Source organism: Anaerotruncus sp. (genome assembly GCF_057433415.1).
Map to the genome: position 1 here is coordinate 17,424 of NZ_DBMDHH010000016.1, position 14,031 is coordinate 31,454.

At 66.5% G+C, this 14,031-nt stretch carries 13 protein-coding genes and 1 riboswitch; all 13 genes read left to right on the forward strand.

Annotated features, from left to right (window positions below; genetic code table 11):
- The first annotated feature begins 15 nt into the window (after positions 1–15).
- The gene (locus ACZO3G_RS06335; protein ID WP_172439131.1) at positions 16–954 is read left to right on the forward strand and encodes a sugar-binding transcriptional regulator; all 939 of its coding nucleotides are present in this window, start codon (positions 16–18) and stop codon (positions 952–954) included.
- A gap of 20 nt (positions 955–974) precedes the next feature.
- A complete protein-coding gene (locus tag ACZO3G_RS06340; protein WP_101548740.1) occupies positions 975–1,970 on the forward strand; it encodes a sugar ABC transporter substrate-binding protein in 996 nt (331 codons plus the stop codon).
- A gap of 33 nt (positions 1,971–2,003) precedes the next feature.
- Positions 2,004–3,485, forward strand: a complete 1,482-nt coding sequence (locus tag ACZO3G_RS06345; protein WP_101548738.1) for a sugar ABC transporter ATP-binding protein — start codon at positions 2,004–2,006, stop codon at positions 3,483–3,485.
- Between the two features lie 16 nt (positions 3,486–3,501).
- On the forward strand, positions 3,502–4,455 hold the full coding sequence (locus ACZO3G_RS06350) for an ABC transporter permease (protein WP_101548735.1): 954 nt from the start codon (positions 3,502–3,504) through the stop codon (positions 4,453–4,455).
- Entirely contained in the window at positions 4,452–5,264 is an 813-nt protein-coding gene (locus ACZO3G_RS06355; protein ID WP_101548733.1) for a tryptophan synthase subunit alpha, read from the forward strand. Before ACZO3G_RS06350 ends, ACZO3G_RS06355 begins: the two co-directional genes overlap by 4 nt.
- Complete coding sequence (locus tag ACZO3G_RS06360) at positions 5,222–6,700, forward strand: xylulokinase (RefSeq protein ID WP_101548730.1); 1,479 nt, start codon at positions 5,222–5,224, stop codon at positions 6,698–6,700. The genes ACZO3G_RS06355 and ACZO3G_RS06360 overlap by 43 nt, the downstream gene beginning before the upstream one ends.
- Positions 6,701–6,806: 106 nt before the next feature.
- Positions 6,807–6,985, forward strand: a riboswitch (cobalamin riboswitch).
- A 205-nt stretch (positions 6,986–7,190) separates the two neighbouring features.
- Positions 7,191–8,150 (forward strand): sirohydrochlorin cobaltochelatase, encoded by a 960-nt coding sequence (locus ACZO3G_RS06365; RefSeq protein WP_276871824.1) that lies wholly within the window; start codon positions 7,191–7,193, stop codon positions 8,148–8,150.
- A gap of 196 nt (positions 8,151–8,346) precedes the next feature.
- Positions 8,347–9,249 carry a hypothetical protein gene (locus ACZO3G_RS06370; protein WP_276871827.1) on the forward strand — a complete coding sequence of 301 codons (903 nt, stop codon included), beginning with the start codon at positions 8,347–8,349 and terminating at the stop codon, positions 9,247–9,249.
- A complete protein-coding gene (locus ACZO3G_RS06375) occupies positions 9,246–10,388 on the forward strand; it encodes an ABC transporter substrate-binding protein (protein WP_276871829.1) in 1,143 nt (380 codons plus the stop codon). Before ACZO3G_RS06370 ends, ACZO3G_RS06375 begins: the two co-directional genes overlap by 4 nt.
- A 23-nt stretch (positions 10,389–10,411) precedes the next feature.
- Positions 10,412–11,443, forward strand: coding sequence for an iron chelate uptake ABC transporter family permease subunit (locus ACZO3G_RS06380; protein WP_101548726.1), 1,032 nt, complete (start codon positions 10,412–10,414; stop codon positions 11,441–11,443).
- The gene (locus ACZO3G_RS06385; protein ID WP_276871832.1) at positions 11,443–12,558 is read left to right on the forward strand and encodes an ABC transporter ATP-binding protein; all 1,116 of its coding nucleotides are present in this window, start codon (positions 11,443–11,445) and stop codon (positions 12,556–12,558) included. The genes ACZO3G_RS06380 and ACZO3G_RS06385 overlap by 1 nt, the downstream gene beginning before the upstream one ends.
- Positions 12,555–12,707, forward strand: a complete 153-nt coding sequence (locus ACZO3G_RS06390; RefSeq protein WP_276871835.1) for a hypothetical protein — start codon at positions 12,555–12,557, stop codon at positions 12,705–12,707. Before ACZO3G_RS06385 ends, ACZO3G_RS06390 begins: the two co-directional genes overlap by 4 nt.
- A 96-nt stretch (positions 12,708–12,803) precedes the next feature.
- Entirely contained in the window at positions 12,804–14,030 is a 1,227-nt protein-coding gene (locus ACZO3G_RS06395) for a hypothetical protein (RefSeq protein ID WP_276871838.1), read from the forward strand.
- Position 14,031: the final 1 nt, after the last annotated feature.

Genomic DNA, 14,031 nt, shown 5'->3' on the forward strand with positions numbered 1-14,031 from the left:
AAACGAGGTGAGGTTATGGCAATCACTGACAACCTGCGCATGATGGTAAAGGTCTGCCGCCTCTATTACGAGGAGAACCTCAGCCAGAAGGAGATCTCCGCCCTAATGGGGATCTCCCGCCCGCAGATCAGCAGGATGCTGACCTGCGCGCGGTCGAAAAACATCGTCTCGATCAAGATCAACAACCCCTTCGAGGACGAGACCAACCTGGGCCGCGCGCTGGCCGGGCGCTACCGGCTGAAGGACGCCCTCGTGCTCGACACCCGGGACGGCAGCCCCGAGACCTTCGGGCGGATGGCGGCGGAGTACCTCGACGCGTACATCGCCGACGGGGAGTGCGTCGGCGTCATGAGCGGGCAGACGATCAGCCGCGTGGTCTGGTCGATCGGCAGGCTCGAGCGGCGCGGGCTCGAGTGCGTCCCCCTCGTGGGCGGCATCGGGTCGGGAAGCGTCAACTGGCACGCCAACGCCATCGCCCAGCGGCTCGCGGAGTGCTCCGGCGGCAGCTGCTACATCCTCAACGCGCCCGTCATCGTGCAGAGCCGGGAGTCGCGGGATATGCTCGTAAGGGAGCCGGACATCGCCGCCGTCCTCGAAAAGGGTGCGAAATGCGACGCCGCGATCGTCGGGATCGGCCAGATCGACCTGCGCTCCACCACCGCCCAGAGCGGCGCGCTGAGCGCCCGGGACATCGAACGGCTGAAGGCGGAGGGCGCGGTCGCCTCGGTCTGCACCTCCTACCTCGACCGGCGGGGGCGGGTGCTCGACCTCGAGCTGTGCGAACGCTCGATCGGCCAAACCCTGGGGCAGCTCGACCGCTGCCGGACGATCGCGCTGGCCATCGGGCGCAGCAAGGTGGCCTCCATCCGAGCGGCACTTTCGAGCGGTTACATCGACGTGTTCATCACCGATTTGGAAACCGCCCGTGCAACCATAGAAGAACCTGAAGATTGATCAGTACAGGAGGAAATGAAATGAAAAAGCTATTGGCAGTTCTCTTGGCAGGCATCCTGGCGCTCTCCCTGGCGGCATGCGGCGGTTCCGCCGAGCCGTCCTCCACCCCCGCGCCCGCGTCCCAGGCCGCGCCCGCGGAAAGCGGCGACGCCGCCGAGCCCGCCGCGGCCGGCGCCGCCGGCAAGAAAATCTCCATCCTCACCGCCAACCTCAGCTCGGTGACCACCAACCAGATGTGCGAGATGATGAAGGCCGGCATGGAAAAGGAGGGCATGGAGGTCACCCTCGTCGACACCAAGGGCGACTTCGGCCAGCTGGCCAGCCGCATCGAGGACAGCGTCTCCGCCAAGGCGGACGCGATCGTCATCGTGAGCTGCGACCCCGGACAGATCGCCCCCCAGCTCCAGACCGCCTTTGACGCGGGCGTGCCCGTCTTCGGCTGCGACAGCGGCTACATGGAGGGCATGATGATCAACGCCACCAGCGACAACTACGCGATGGGCCAGCTGATCACCAAATACCTCTTTGAGGACCTGATGGGCGGCAAGGGCACCGTTATCGCGCTGACCCACCGTCCGCATCCGGGCGTTGTGAAGCGCTGCGAGGCGTTCGACGACATGATCAAGGATTACCCCGACATCACCCTGATCACCGAGCAGCACGTCGAGGTCCCCGGCCCGATCGAAAACTCCCGCAAGATCATGGAAAACCTCATCCTCTCGAATTCCGCCAAGGACTCCGTCACCGCGGTGTGGTGCGGATGGGATGAGCCGGCCATCGGCGCCACCCAGGCGCTCATGGACGCGGGCCGCGACGAGGTCATCGTCACCGGCGTGGACGGCAACAGCCAGGCGGTCGAGCTGATCAACGAGGGCAGCAACCTCAAGGCCACGGTCGAGCAGAACTTCGAGGGCATGTCCCAGATCGTCGTGGACGAACTGGTGAAGCTCTTCAACGGCGAAGAGATCGAAAAGGGCGACCGCTACGCTCCCGCGACCCTGATCACCAAGGAATAAGGCTTCTAAATCGTTTCGCCGGGAGTGAACGGAATGCTTTTGCAGACAAAGAAACTTTGTAAACAGTTCGGCGGCATGTATGCGCTGAAGGATATCGACTTTGAAATCGCCGAGGGGGAGATCCACGGCCTCGTGGGGGAGAACGGCGCGGGCAAATCCACGCTGATCAAAATCCTCACGGGCGTCTACAGCCTCGACAGCGGCGAGGTGTGGTGGAACGGCAGCCCGGTGCGGATTGAAAACCCGCGCCAGAGCCGGGACATCGGCATCAACGTCATCCACCAGGACCGCAACCTCATCCCCGCCTTCAGCGGGGTGGAGAACGTCTACCTGGGGATGGACTACGAAAAAAAAGCGGGCTTTGCCGTCGACTGGGCGAAGATGAAGGCGCGGGTCGAGGCGGTCATGCGGGAGCTGAAGGTCGAGATCGACCTCAGCCTCCCCGCCTCCGCGCTCTCCCCGCCCCAGCGCACCCTGCTGGAGATCGTCCGCGCCATGATGACCGAGTGCCGGCTGCTCATCCTCGACGAGCCCACCGCCTCCCTCACCGACAAGGAGGCGGAGATGCTCTTCGAGACGATCGGCAAGCTCAAGGCCCGGGGCACCGCCATCCTCTACGTCACCCACCGGATGGACGAGATCTTCCGCCTCACCGACCGGATCACCGTCTTCAAGAACGGCCAGTCGGCCGGCACCGTCAGGACGGCGGACGTGGACAAGGACGCCATCATCTCGATGATGACCGACAATTGGGTGAGCGAAACGCTCACCGTCTCCCGCAAGTACGGGGAGGTCCTGCTCGACGCGGAGCACATCGCCTCCCGCGACGGGATCGTCAAGGACGCGAGCCTCACGGTGCGCGCCGGAGAGATCCTCGGGGTGTTCGGGCTTGGAGGCAGCGGCCGCACCGAGCTGCTCGAATGCATCTACGGCTACCGCCCGGCGGAAAAGGGCAGCGTGACCCTCTGCGGCAGGCAGATCGCGCATCCCTCCCCCGGCGGCTCGATCAAAAACGGCATGGTCCTCATCTGCGAGGACCGGCGCGGCAAGGCGCTGGTGGGGTCCTTGAGCGTCAAGCAGAACACCGTGCTCTCCACCATCGACAGCTACGCGCGCTTCGGCGTGGTGAACGAGCGCAAGGAGCTCTCCGACACGCGGGAGAAGATCGAGGCCCTCTCGATCAAGACGGAGGGCCCCAACCAGACGGTCCTACAGCTTTCGGGCGGCAACCAGCAGAAGGTGGTCTTTGCCAAGGCGCTGATGTCCCGGCCCAAGGTGCTGCTCTGCGACGAGCCCACCCAGGCGGTGGACGTCAAGACCCGCGCCGAGATCCACAAGCTCCTGCGCCGGCTCGCGGACGCGGGCAGCGCGGTCGTCTTTGTCTCCTCCGACCTCAAGGAGGTGCTGGAGGCGACGGACAACGTGCAGGTCATGGCGGGCGGCAGGACGAAGGAACGCTTCGTCAACGACGGCCTGACGGCCGAGCAGGTGCTCGCATGCTGCTATGCAAACTAAGCAGGGAGGAATCAATATGAAACAGAAAGCAGGCGTTTCAGAACTGCTCAGGGCGTATGGCACGATCTTTGCGGGCATTCTGATCGTCATTGTATTCAGCGTCATGCGCCCGGACGCCTTCTTCACGATGGGCAACCTCGTCAACATCACCCGGCAGATTTCGCTGCTGGTCATCATCGCGCTGGGCGCCACCCTCGTGATGTCGGTCGAGGAGTTCGACCTCTCGGTCGGTGCCCTGGCGAGCCTCGGCGGCGTCATCGGCGCCAAGATGGCGGTGGCGGGCGCGCCGATCTTCCTCTGCTTCATCGCGCCGGTGGTCATCTGCTTTGCCATCGGCTTCGTGAACGGCTGGATCGTCACCAAGTTCCGGGTGCTCTCCTTCATCACCACGCTCGCGATGAGCACCATCCTGGGCGGCTTCACCTTCTGGTTCACCGGGGGCGCGACCGTCTTCCAGGACATCCCCAAGAGCTTCACCTACGTCGGCACCAAAACGGTGCTCGGCGCGCCCATCCTCTCGATCATCATGCTTCTGCTCACGGTGGTCTTCTGGTTTGTGATGCGCCACACCGCCTTCGGCCGCAAGCTCTACGCCATCGGCGGCAACGAGGCGGCCTCCCAGGTGTCCGGCATCAACGTCAAGAAGTATAAAAACCTCGCCTTCGCCCTGTGCGCCTCGCTGGCCGCCCTCACCGGCGTGCTGATGGCCTCCCGGCTGGGCTCGGCGCACCCGACCGGCGGGGACGGGCTGTTTTTGCAGTCCTACGCCGCCGCCTTCCTCGGGCGCACCGTCTTCCGCGAGGGCGTGCCCAACATCTGGGGCACCTTCGTGGGCGCCGCGATCCTCGGCGTGCTCGCCAACGGCCTGACCATTTTGCAGGTCCCCACCTTCATGCAGGACCTGCTGACCGGCTGCATCATCATTCTGGCGGTCGTGGTTCAGAAGATTGGGCGCGGTGATGCCAAGTGAGGGAGATCGTCAATCCGCGCAACCTCGCGGCGGTGGGCCGCCCCGGCCTGCTGGTGGGCTACCTGCTGGCCGGCTACCCCGACCGGGAGCGTTTCCTGGAAACCGCCGCGGAATGTGAAAGGACGGGGCTCGACATCCTCGAGGTGGGCTTCCCCGCCGCCGACCCGAGCTCGGACGGGGAGGTCATCCAGCACGCGCACACCCTCGCGGATCATTCGATCTGCCGCGACCTCGGCTACTGGAGGGCGCTGCGCGGCGCCGTGGAATGCCCGATCTGGGTGATGGGGTACCGCGACGACCTTCTGCCGTCGGGCGTCTGCCGCGCCATGGCGGAGGCCGACCTTGCGGACGCCTTCGTCATCCCCGACATGACGCCGGAGGAGCGGTACAGCCTCGCCGGGGAGCTGGCGCCGCTCGGGACCGACGTGCTCGGCTTCACCAATCCCGAGATGTCCGCGCGGGAGCTGGAGGACTGCTTCGACCGGTTTTCATTGATCTACCAGCAGCTCTACGCGGGCCGCACCGGAATGCCGGTGCTGGCGGAGGATTTCGGCGGGCCTCTTTCCCGGGCCCACACCCATCCCCACGTCCGGGCGTTCGCCGGCTTCGGCATCAGCACCCCCCAGCGGGTCGCGGAGCTTCTGTCGGCGGGCTTCGACGGGGCCATCGTCGGCACCGCCCTGATGAAAAAACTCAACGAGTCGCCCGAGGCGCTTTACGCCTTTGTAAAGGAGCTCAAGGCGGCGGCAAGAGCGGGAGGAATTCGATGCGGTATATCGCAACCTTCGACATCGGCACCACGGCGGTAAAGGGGGTCCTCCTCTCGGAGGACAACGCCTGCGCCTGTGAAAAGAGCGTGGAGATCGAGACCTTTTCCGAGGGGGGCCGGCGGGAGCAGGACCCCCTCTCCTGGTACGCGGCGGTTCGCGAGATCTCCCGCGCCTTCTTCGCGGGGGGGATCTCCCCCGGCGACGTGCGCGGGATCGTCATGAGCGGGCAGATGCAGGACCTCATCCCCGTGGACGGGGACCTGCGCCCCACCTGCAACGCGATCCTCTATTCCGACGGGCGCGCCGGGGCGGAGGCCGAGCGGCTCGCCGCGCTGATCGGCCGGGAGGAGCTTGTCCGGAGCACCGGCAACCAGTTCGACGGCTCCCTCCCCTTCCCAAAGCTGCTCTGGCTCAAGGAGCAGAACCCTGGCGCCTACCGGGCGGCCGAAAAGGTGCTCATCAGCTCCAAGGACTACTGCATCGCGCGGCTGACGGGCGAATTCGTCAGCGACGTGACCGCATCGGCCACCGCGGGGCTCATGGACATCCATGAAAAGCGCTGGAACACCGCCTGGATGGAGGCGGCCGGGCTGGATTCCGGAAAGCTCCCGCGGCTGCGCTACGCCCACGAGCAGGCGGGCGCGGTGACGCCCGGGGCGGCGGCGGAGACGGGGTACCTGCCCGGCACGCCGGTCTACACCGGCACCGGCGACGCGGGCGCCACGACGCTCGCCAGCGGCATCTCCGCCGACGGCGAATTCAACATCAATCTCGGCACCTCCGGCTGGGTGGCCTGCGTCTCGGACGACGTGCTGCCCAAGGGCGACGTCTTCAACCTCGCGGCCATGCCGGAGGGCGTCTATATCAACGTGGTCCCCTTCTTCAACGCGGGCAACGTGCACAAGTGGGTCAGCCGGGCCCTCGCGCCCAGCGAGCAGGGGAAATACGACTATGTGGACCGGCTGCTGGAAGAGAGCGAGGCGGGCAGCCACGGGACGATGTTCCTGCCCTACCTCGTGGGGGAGCGGTTCCCCGTCGTGGACACCCAAATCCGGGGCGGCTATGTGGGCGTCACCCCCGAGACCACCAAGCAGGACCTCGCGCGCAGCGCGCTGGAGGGGGTCGCCTTCTCCATCCGGCAGGGGATCGAGAGCATCGGGCGGGTCCCCGGTAAAATCTCCCTGATCGGCGGCGGCGCCCGCACCCCCGTCTGGTGCCAGATCCTCGCGGACGTGCTGGGGCATCCCGTACACGTCTACCGGAACTCCGACTACCTGCCCGCGGTCGCCATCGCGGCGTCGGTGCTGGTCGCGCAGGGGGAGATCGGGGACTACACCGAATTCACCGACACCCTGCAGGGCTCGGACAACTGCGTGCGCTACGACCCGGTCCCCGCAAACGTCGAGCGGTATAACCGGGTCTATCCCCGCTACCTGCGGGTATACCCCGCGCTGAAAACCCTCTGCGGCGACTGACGAACAGCCGCTACTGCCGGGCCGGCGGGACAAGTCCCGCCGGCCCGGCCTTTTTGCGCGGATAGGCGGATTGACAAACGGAATCCCCCGGTGCTATACTGACATCAACTTCATAGTGGAGACAGGTTATGGAAGCTGGGTGCGATTCCCACGCAAGGCCGTTGCTGTGTTTCACCGCCGGGCCGGCGGACGCCACTGGAAAAGATTCCGGGAAGGCGCCGGCCCCTGCGTCCGGACCGGACGCGGGTGATCAGTCAGAATACTTGCCTGTCCCCCTGCCGCGCGGAGCGCGCGGCGCGTGCAGCCCCGCGGACTACCGGGGTTCTGGACAGGATTTGAGGCATGCCGGCCGTTTTTGCTCCGGGTATGTCTTGTCTTTGTGTTGGAAGGAACGTCCGCGGGTTGGCCGCGGACGTTTTTTTCGACCCGTTTTGCCCGGGGACCCCTCCGGGCTTCAATTGGGAAACCGCAATGAGAAGGAGAAATAAAAATGAACATGCGCGCTAAAAGGACCCTGGCTTTGATCCTGTCCCTGTCGCTCGGCCTGCTCGCGTTCGCGGGCTGCTCCGGCGCCCCGGCGGCCGCGCCCGGCGAGAGCGAGGCCCCCGCCGCCCCCGCGAGTTCCGCTGGTGAGGAGCCCGCGCCCGAAGAGGCCGCCCCGGCGGCGGCCGACAAGGTCCTGCTCGTGACCAGCTTCGGCACCAGCTATAACGACAACCGCGACCTTTCGATCGGCAGCATCGAGCAGAAGCTCCAGGCGGCCTATCCCGACTATGAGATCCGCCGCGCCTTCACGAGCCAGATCATCATCGACAAGCTCAAAAAGCGCGACGGCATCGCAATCGACAACGTGACCGAGGCGATGGACCGGCTCGTTTCCGACGGCGTCAGGGAGGTCGTGGTACAGCCCACCCATGTCATGAGCGGCTTCGAGTACGACGACGTGGTCGCGGAGGTCACCCCCTACGCGGACAAATTTGACAGCTTCAAGATCGGCAGCCCGCTGCTCGTCTCCGACGCGGATTACGACGAGGTCGTCTCGATCATCACCGGCGAGACAAAGGACTATGACGCCGAGGGCACCGCGGTGGTCTTTATGGGCCACGGCACCGAGCACGAGGCGAACGCCACCTATGCCAAGCTCCAGCAGCACCTGACCGCCGCGGGCTACGGCAACTACTTCATCGGCACCGTCGAGGCCACCCCCTCGCTGGACGACGTCCTCGCGCTTGTCCAGGATTCCGGCGCGAAAAAGGTGGTCCTGCTGCCGCTCATGATCGTCGCGGGCGACCACGCCAACAACGACATGGCGGGGGACGAAGAGGGCTCGTGGAAAACCACTTTTGAGCAGGCGGGCTTTGAGGTCGAGTGCGTCCTCAGGGGCCTCGGCCAGTACGAGGAGATCCAAAACATGTTCGTCGAGCATGTGGGCGCGCTGATCGCGCAGTAATCCCGCAGCCGGGCGGGGCGCGGCCTGCCGCGCCCCGCCAAAAAAACGCCGAAACCGGCCGGGCGCGGGTTTTGGCGTTTTTCATTTTTGGGGACGGCCCGGCGGATTTTGACAAGCGCCCGCCTTCCGGGTAAAATAGCAATCGCAGGGAATTCCCCGGCCTTTACCCGGGGGATCGAAAAAGGAGTATCACCCGATGAAAAAGACTGGAACGATTCTGCTGGCCGCGCTGGCGGCCTGCATCCTCTTTTCCGGCTGCGCGGCCGAGGCGCCGCGCGCCGAAAGCCCGACGTCCGCGCCAGCCGCGTCCTCGGAGAGCGCGCCTCCCGCTTCCCAGCCGGAAGCCTCCGAAAACGCGCGGGAAGGCCCCGGGGAGGAGGCCCCCGAGCCGGTCTATGCCGACCGGATTCAGGAGGGGACCTACCCGATCGAGGTGTCCTCAAGCTCCTCCATGTTCCGGATCGTCGACGCACAGCTCACCGTGGCGGACGGGGAGATGTCCGCGGTGCTGACGCTTGGCGGCAAGGGCTATGAAAAGCTCTATATGGGCACCGGCGAGCAGGCGCTCGCCGACACGGACGACAACTGCATCTATTTTACCGAGGACGATCAGGGCCGGTACGCCTACCGGGTCCCGGTGGCCGCGCTCGACCTGGAAACCGACTGCGCCGCGTGGAGCACCCGCAAGGAGAAGTGGTACGACCGGGTCCTCGTCTTCCACTCCGCGGGGCTCCCCGCCGGGGCGGTCTCGCCGGCCCCGCCGGGAAAGCTTCCCGCCGACGGGCGGTACCTCGTCGACGTGGCCCTGTCGGGCGGCTCGGGCAGGGCCTCTGTGGAGTCCCCGGCGGCGGTCACGGTCGCGGACGGAAGGGCCACGGCCGTCATCGTGTGGAGCAGCCCCTACTACGAGTCCATGCGGGTGGACGGGACGGATTACGAGCCCCTCTCCGCCGGCGGGAATTCCACCTTTGAAATCCCTGTCGTTCTGGACGCGGACATGGCGGTCAGCGCGCGGACGATCGCGATGAGCGAGCCCCACGACGTCGACTATACGCTGCGCTTCGATTCCGCGACGGCTGTGCCGTCGGAGCCCCAGTGAAGCGGCGGCTGGCCTGCCTGGCCGCAGCCCTCCTGCTCGCCCTCTCCCCGCTTTCAGGCTGCGCCGGGGCCCCGGCCGCCGGGAGCCCGGGGGCGCTCGGCAACGGCTGGCTGCCCGAGCGCAGCATGGAACTGCGGTACGCGGAGAATTTCAGCGTGGATTATTATTCCGGCGGCTATACGCTAATCACCATTTCGGACGGCAGCCGCTTCCTCACTGTCCCGCAGGGCCGCGAGGCCCCGGAGGGGATCGACGGGGAGATCACCGTCCTTCGCCGGCCGGTCGAAAACATCTACCTCGTCGCCACCTCGGCGATGTGCCTCTTCGACGCGCTCGACGGGCTCGGCAGCATCCGGCTTTCGGGGACGAAGGCGGGCGACTGGTATATCCCGGGCGCGCGGGCGGCGATGGACGCGGGGGAGATCCTCTACGCGGGGAAATACAACGCGCCCGACTTTGAGCGCATCCTGTCCAGTTCCTGCGGTCTCGCCGTGGAATCCACAATGATCAACCACGTCCCGGAGGTGCGAGAAAAGCTGGAGGAGCTCGGCATCCCGGTGCTGGTCGACCAGTCGAGCTACGAGCCCCACCCCCTCGGGCGCACCGAATGGATCAAGCTCTACGGCGCGCTGCTCGGGAAGGAGGACGAGGCCGAGCGGCTCTTCGCGGAGCAGGCCGCCTATCTGGACGAGGCCGCCGGGGCGGAGAACACCGGGAAGACGGTCGCGTTTTTCTACATCAGCTCGTCGGGCTACGCCGTCGCCAGGAAGTCCGGCGACTATGTGACGAAGATGATCGAGCTCGCGGGGGGGAACTACGTCTTCAAGGACCTCGGGGACCCCGCCAGCGCCACCAGCACGGTGCCCCTTGAGATGGAACAGTTCTACGCGGCGGCCAGGGACGCGGACTACATCATCTACAACAGCACGATCGGCGGGGAGCTCTCCTCGCTCGACGAGCTCATCGACAAGAACGGGCTGCTCCGGGACTTCCGGGCGGTGCAGAACGGCAACGTCTGGTGCACCGAAAAGAACCTTTTCCAGGAGACGACCCAGTTCGGCCTGATGATCTCCGACATCCGCCGGATGCTCACGGAGGAGGACCCGGACGGGCTGCGCTTCCTGTACCGGCTGCAATGACGGCGCGCCGCGCCGGGAGGAGGATGGAAATGAGAGAGGAAACGGCCCGGCGGCGCCTGCGGTACTGCGTCGTGCTTGCGGCTTTCGCCGCCCTCTTCGTCGCGCTCGCGCTGCTGAACATCGGCGTCGGCAGCGTGTCCGTGGGGGTGCGGGAGATCCTCGGCATCCTCTTTCGCGGGGAGGGGGGCGAGACGGCGCGCGGCATCATCTGGAAGGTGCGGCTGCCCCGCGCCGCGGCGGGCGTCCTGCTCGGCGGCGCGCTCTCGCTGTCGGGATTCCTGCTGCAGACCTTCTTCAACAACCCGATCGCCGGCCCCTATGTGCTGGGGATCTCGTCCGGCGCCAAGCTGACGGTCGCCATCCTTATGGTGCTGGCGCTCAGCCGCTACCGCTCGGTCGGCTCCGCCGCCATGATCGCCGCCGCCTTCGCGGGCGCGATGCTCTCGATGGGGTTCGTCCTGCTCATGGCGCGGGCGGTCCGGCGGTCGTCGATGCTCATCGTCAGCGGGGTCATGATCGGCTACATCTGCTCGGCGGTCACCGACTTCATCGTCGCCTTCGCCGACGACGCCAGCATCGTGAACCTCCACAACTGGTCCCGCGGCAGCTTTTCCGGCGCTTCGTGGGAGGACGTGCGGGTGATGGCGGTCGTCGTGCTGGCCGCCTCGGCCGCCGTCTTTCTGCTCTCCAAGCCGATCGGCGCCTACCAGCTGGGCGAAAGCTACGCGCAGAACATGGGGGTGAACATCCGGGCGTTCCGCGTCGTGCTGGTGCTGCTCTCGAGCGTGCTGAGCGCCTGCGTCACCGCCTTCGCCGGGCCGATCTCCTTTGTGGGGATCGCCGTGCCGCATCTGGTGCGGTCGTTTTTGAAGACCTCCCGGCCCCTGCTCGTCATCCCCGTCTGCTTTTTGGGCGGCGCCATCTTCTGCCTGGGGTGCGATCTGGCGGCGCGGACCCTTTTTGCGCCCATGGAGCTGAGCATCAGCTCGGTGACCGCCGTGGTCGGCGCGCCCGTCGTGATCGGGATCATGCTGAGGAAGAAGGTGAAAGGCTGATGGCGGAGCCCTTCTTCCGGACCGAACGGCTGACGGTCGGCTATAACGGCGTCCCGCTCATCCGGGACATCGAGATCCGGCTGGACCGGGGCCGGATCCTCACGCTGATCGGGCCGAACGGCTCGGGCAAGTCGACCGTTCTGAAGAGCATTACAAACTACCTGAAGCCCCTCTGCGGGGCCGTCTACCTCGAAAGCCGCGCGGTCGGCGGCATGACCGGCGGCGACCTCTCCCGCCTGGTGTCGGTCGTGCTCACCGAAAAGCCCCGCACCGAGCTGATGACCTGCGGGGAGGTCGCCGCGACGGGGCGGTACCCCTACACGGGCATGCTGGGCATCCTTTCGGAGGAGGACCGCCGCCTGGTGCGCGAGGCCATGGAGCTGGTGGACGTCTGGGCGCTGCGGGAGCAGGATTTCACCGAGATCAGCGACGGGCAGCGGCAGCGGGTCCTGCTCGCGCGGGCGATCTGCCAGCAGCCCCGGGTCATCGTGCTCGACGAGCCGACCGCCTTCCTCGACGTGCGCTACAAGCTCGAGCTGCTCGGCATCCTGCGGAAGCTGGCGAAGGAACGGCGGATCACCGTGATCATGTCGCTCCACGAGCTCGACCTCGCGCAGAAGGTTTCCGACCTGGTCATGTGCGTCAAGGGGGAGACGGTCACGCACATCGGCCCCCCGCAGGAGATCTTCAACCGGGAGCTGATCGCCGGGCTGTACGGGCTCGCGGGCGGAAGCTACAACCCCCTCTTCGGGAGCTTCGAGATGGCCCGCCCGGCGGGCGAGCCGCAGCTCTTCGTCATCGCGGGCGGCGGGACGGGCATCCCCGTCTTCCGCGCGCTGCAAAAGAAGGGGCTCCCCTTCGCCGCCGGCGTCCTGCACGAAAACGACGCCGACTGCCTCCTCGCCCGCGACCTCGCGGGCGAGGTGATCGCGGAGCGGGCCTTCGAGCCGATCGGCGCGGACGCCTATGGCCGCGCGCTGCGGCGGATGGAGGCCTGCGGCAGGGTGGTCAACTGCCTCACGGGCTACGGCGAAATGAACCGGAAGAACCGGGAGCTGTACGAACAGGCCCTCGCGATGGGGCTGGAGACGGTGACGGGCGCGGACCTGGTTTGAGGACGGCGCAGGACGGCGGACACGGCCCCCATATGCCCGCCCCGATGATCGCCGGCAAGCTCGCCGGAGGCTTCCGCGCGATCCTCGCGGTCCGCGTCTTTTTCCGCGAACCGGCGGCCGGGGAGCTCTCCGGGGCCGGGGCGGTTTGACCGGACCGGAAAAAATCCGCTTCCCCGCTGTCCCTTTCCGTGCGGCGCCCCTGTTATAGAGGGTGTCGGAATCTTGACGGACGGAGGGCAAAACAGGTGAAACGGATTCTTCTGGCGGGTATTCTCATCCTTTCGCTGGCCGTCTGCGGCGCGGGCTGCGCGGCACAGGCGGAACCGGACGCTCCCCCCGCGTCTTCGGGCGCCGGGGAGGAGACGCCACACGGCGGCGCGGAGGAAAACCCCATCGACGGGGCCTTCGCGCACATGCGGGAGGTCCTCGGGGAGGAGGAGGCCGAAAGCGAAACGATGGCCTATCTCTACGCCCGCCAGTGGTACTGGGAGCTGGAGGAGGTCTTTTCACGGATCGACCCGAACCTCTACCTGTACATCGACTTCGACCGGGACTATATCCTCACGCAGGCCCGCATGAAGCTGATGGCGACCGGCGAGGGGGAAAGCGCCGCCAACCAGTTCGCCGCCATTGGGGATTTCCTGCGGGGCGAGGCGCTGCGGTTCCACGCGCTCCTCGGGGAAACGGGCGCGGACTGCCCCTACACGGTCGACGAGGCCTCCCTGGCCGGGGCCCTGTCCGGGTACCGCTATTCGCTGAACGCGCCGGGGGAATGGCCCGGCGGCGGGGCCATGCCGGCGTGGTCCGAGGAATATCCGCTGCCGCTCCTCGCGGGCGTACCGGAAAAAGAGGCCTACCTCTATTACGCCCATCCGTTCGGAATGCTGCTAAACATCAGGGGGACCAGCAAGCTCTATCCCGACTGGCCGGGCCTCTCCCCGCGCATGGGCCTGCCGGAGATGCGGGTCATGGACGCCGATTCCGACGGTGAGGAGGAGGTCGTCATCACCCACACGTGGGTCACCGGGGTCGGGCTCACCTACATCTCCGCCGGCTCCCTCTACGTGGTGGAGTACAATCCCGATTCGGGCGTGGTCCGCGGGACGACCGTCTTCGACCCGGACGACTTCGACGACCTGCTGAAGGACGAGCTCTCCCTCCGGTGCGATCCCGGCGCGCGCTCCCTCAGCCTCTCCTACCGGGATCAAACGGTCACGCAGCCGCTTCCCGAGCTCCCCGAGCTGAATGAGACGGTGCGCTACGGACTCATCATGGGGGAGCTGATGCGGTACGAATTCCAGGACGACGGCCGCATCGTCCTGCGGGCGGATCTCGTCGCCTACTGCAAGGACTACCCCTATCCCGCCTCCGCCGTGGGCTTTCCGCTCACCGCCGACGTCGTCTATACCGACGGGGAATATTCCGGGCGGATCGGGCTGCAAAACGTTTCCCTCCTGGAGTCCGGCTGGTGAA

Coding starts and splice junctions, on each gene's coding strand:
- ACZO3G_RS06340 (WP_101548740.1), top strand. CDS start 975: ATGAAAAAGCTATTGGCAGTTCTCTTGGCAGGCATCCTGGCGCTCTCC.
- ACZO3G_RS06350 (WP_101548735.1), top strand. CDS start 3,502: ATGAAACAGAAAGCAGGCGTTTCAGAACTGCTCAGGGCGTATGGCACG.
- ACZO3G_RS06365 (WP_276871824.1), top strand. CDS start 7,191: ATGAACATGCGCGCTAAAAGGACCCTGGCTTTGATCCTGTCCCTGTCG.
- ACZO3G_RS06380 (WP_101548726.1), top strand. CDS start 10,412: ATGGAAATGAGAGAGGAAACGGCCCGGCGGCGCCTGCGGTACTGCGTC.
- ACZO3G_RS06370 (WP_276871827.1), top strand. CDS start 8,347: ATGAAAAAGACTGGAACGATTCTGCTGGCCGCGCTGGCGGCCTGCATC.
- ACZO3G_RS06360 (WP_101548730.1), top strand. CDS start 5,222: ATGCGGTATATCGCAACCTTCGACATCGGCACCACGGCGGTAAAGGGG.
- ACZO3G_RS06335 (WP_172439131.1), top strand. CDS start 16: ATGGCAATCACTGACAACCTGCGCATGATGGTAAAGGTCTGCCGCCTC.
- ACZO3G_RS06385 (WP_276871832.1), top strand. CDS start 11,443: ATGGCGGAGCCCTTCTTCCGGACCGAACGGCTGACGGTCGGCTATAAC.
- ACZO3G_RS06345 (WP_101548738.1), top strand. CDS start 2,004: ATGCTTTTGCAGACAAAGAAACTTTGTAAACAGTTCGGCGGCATGTAT.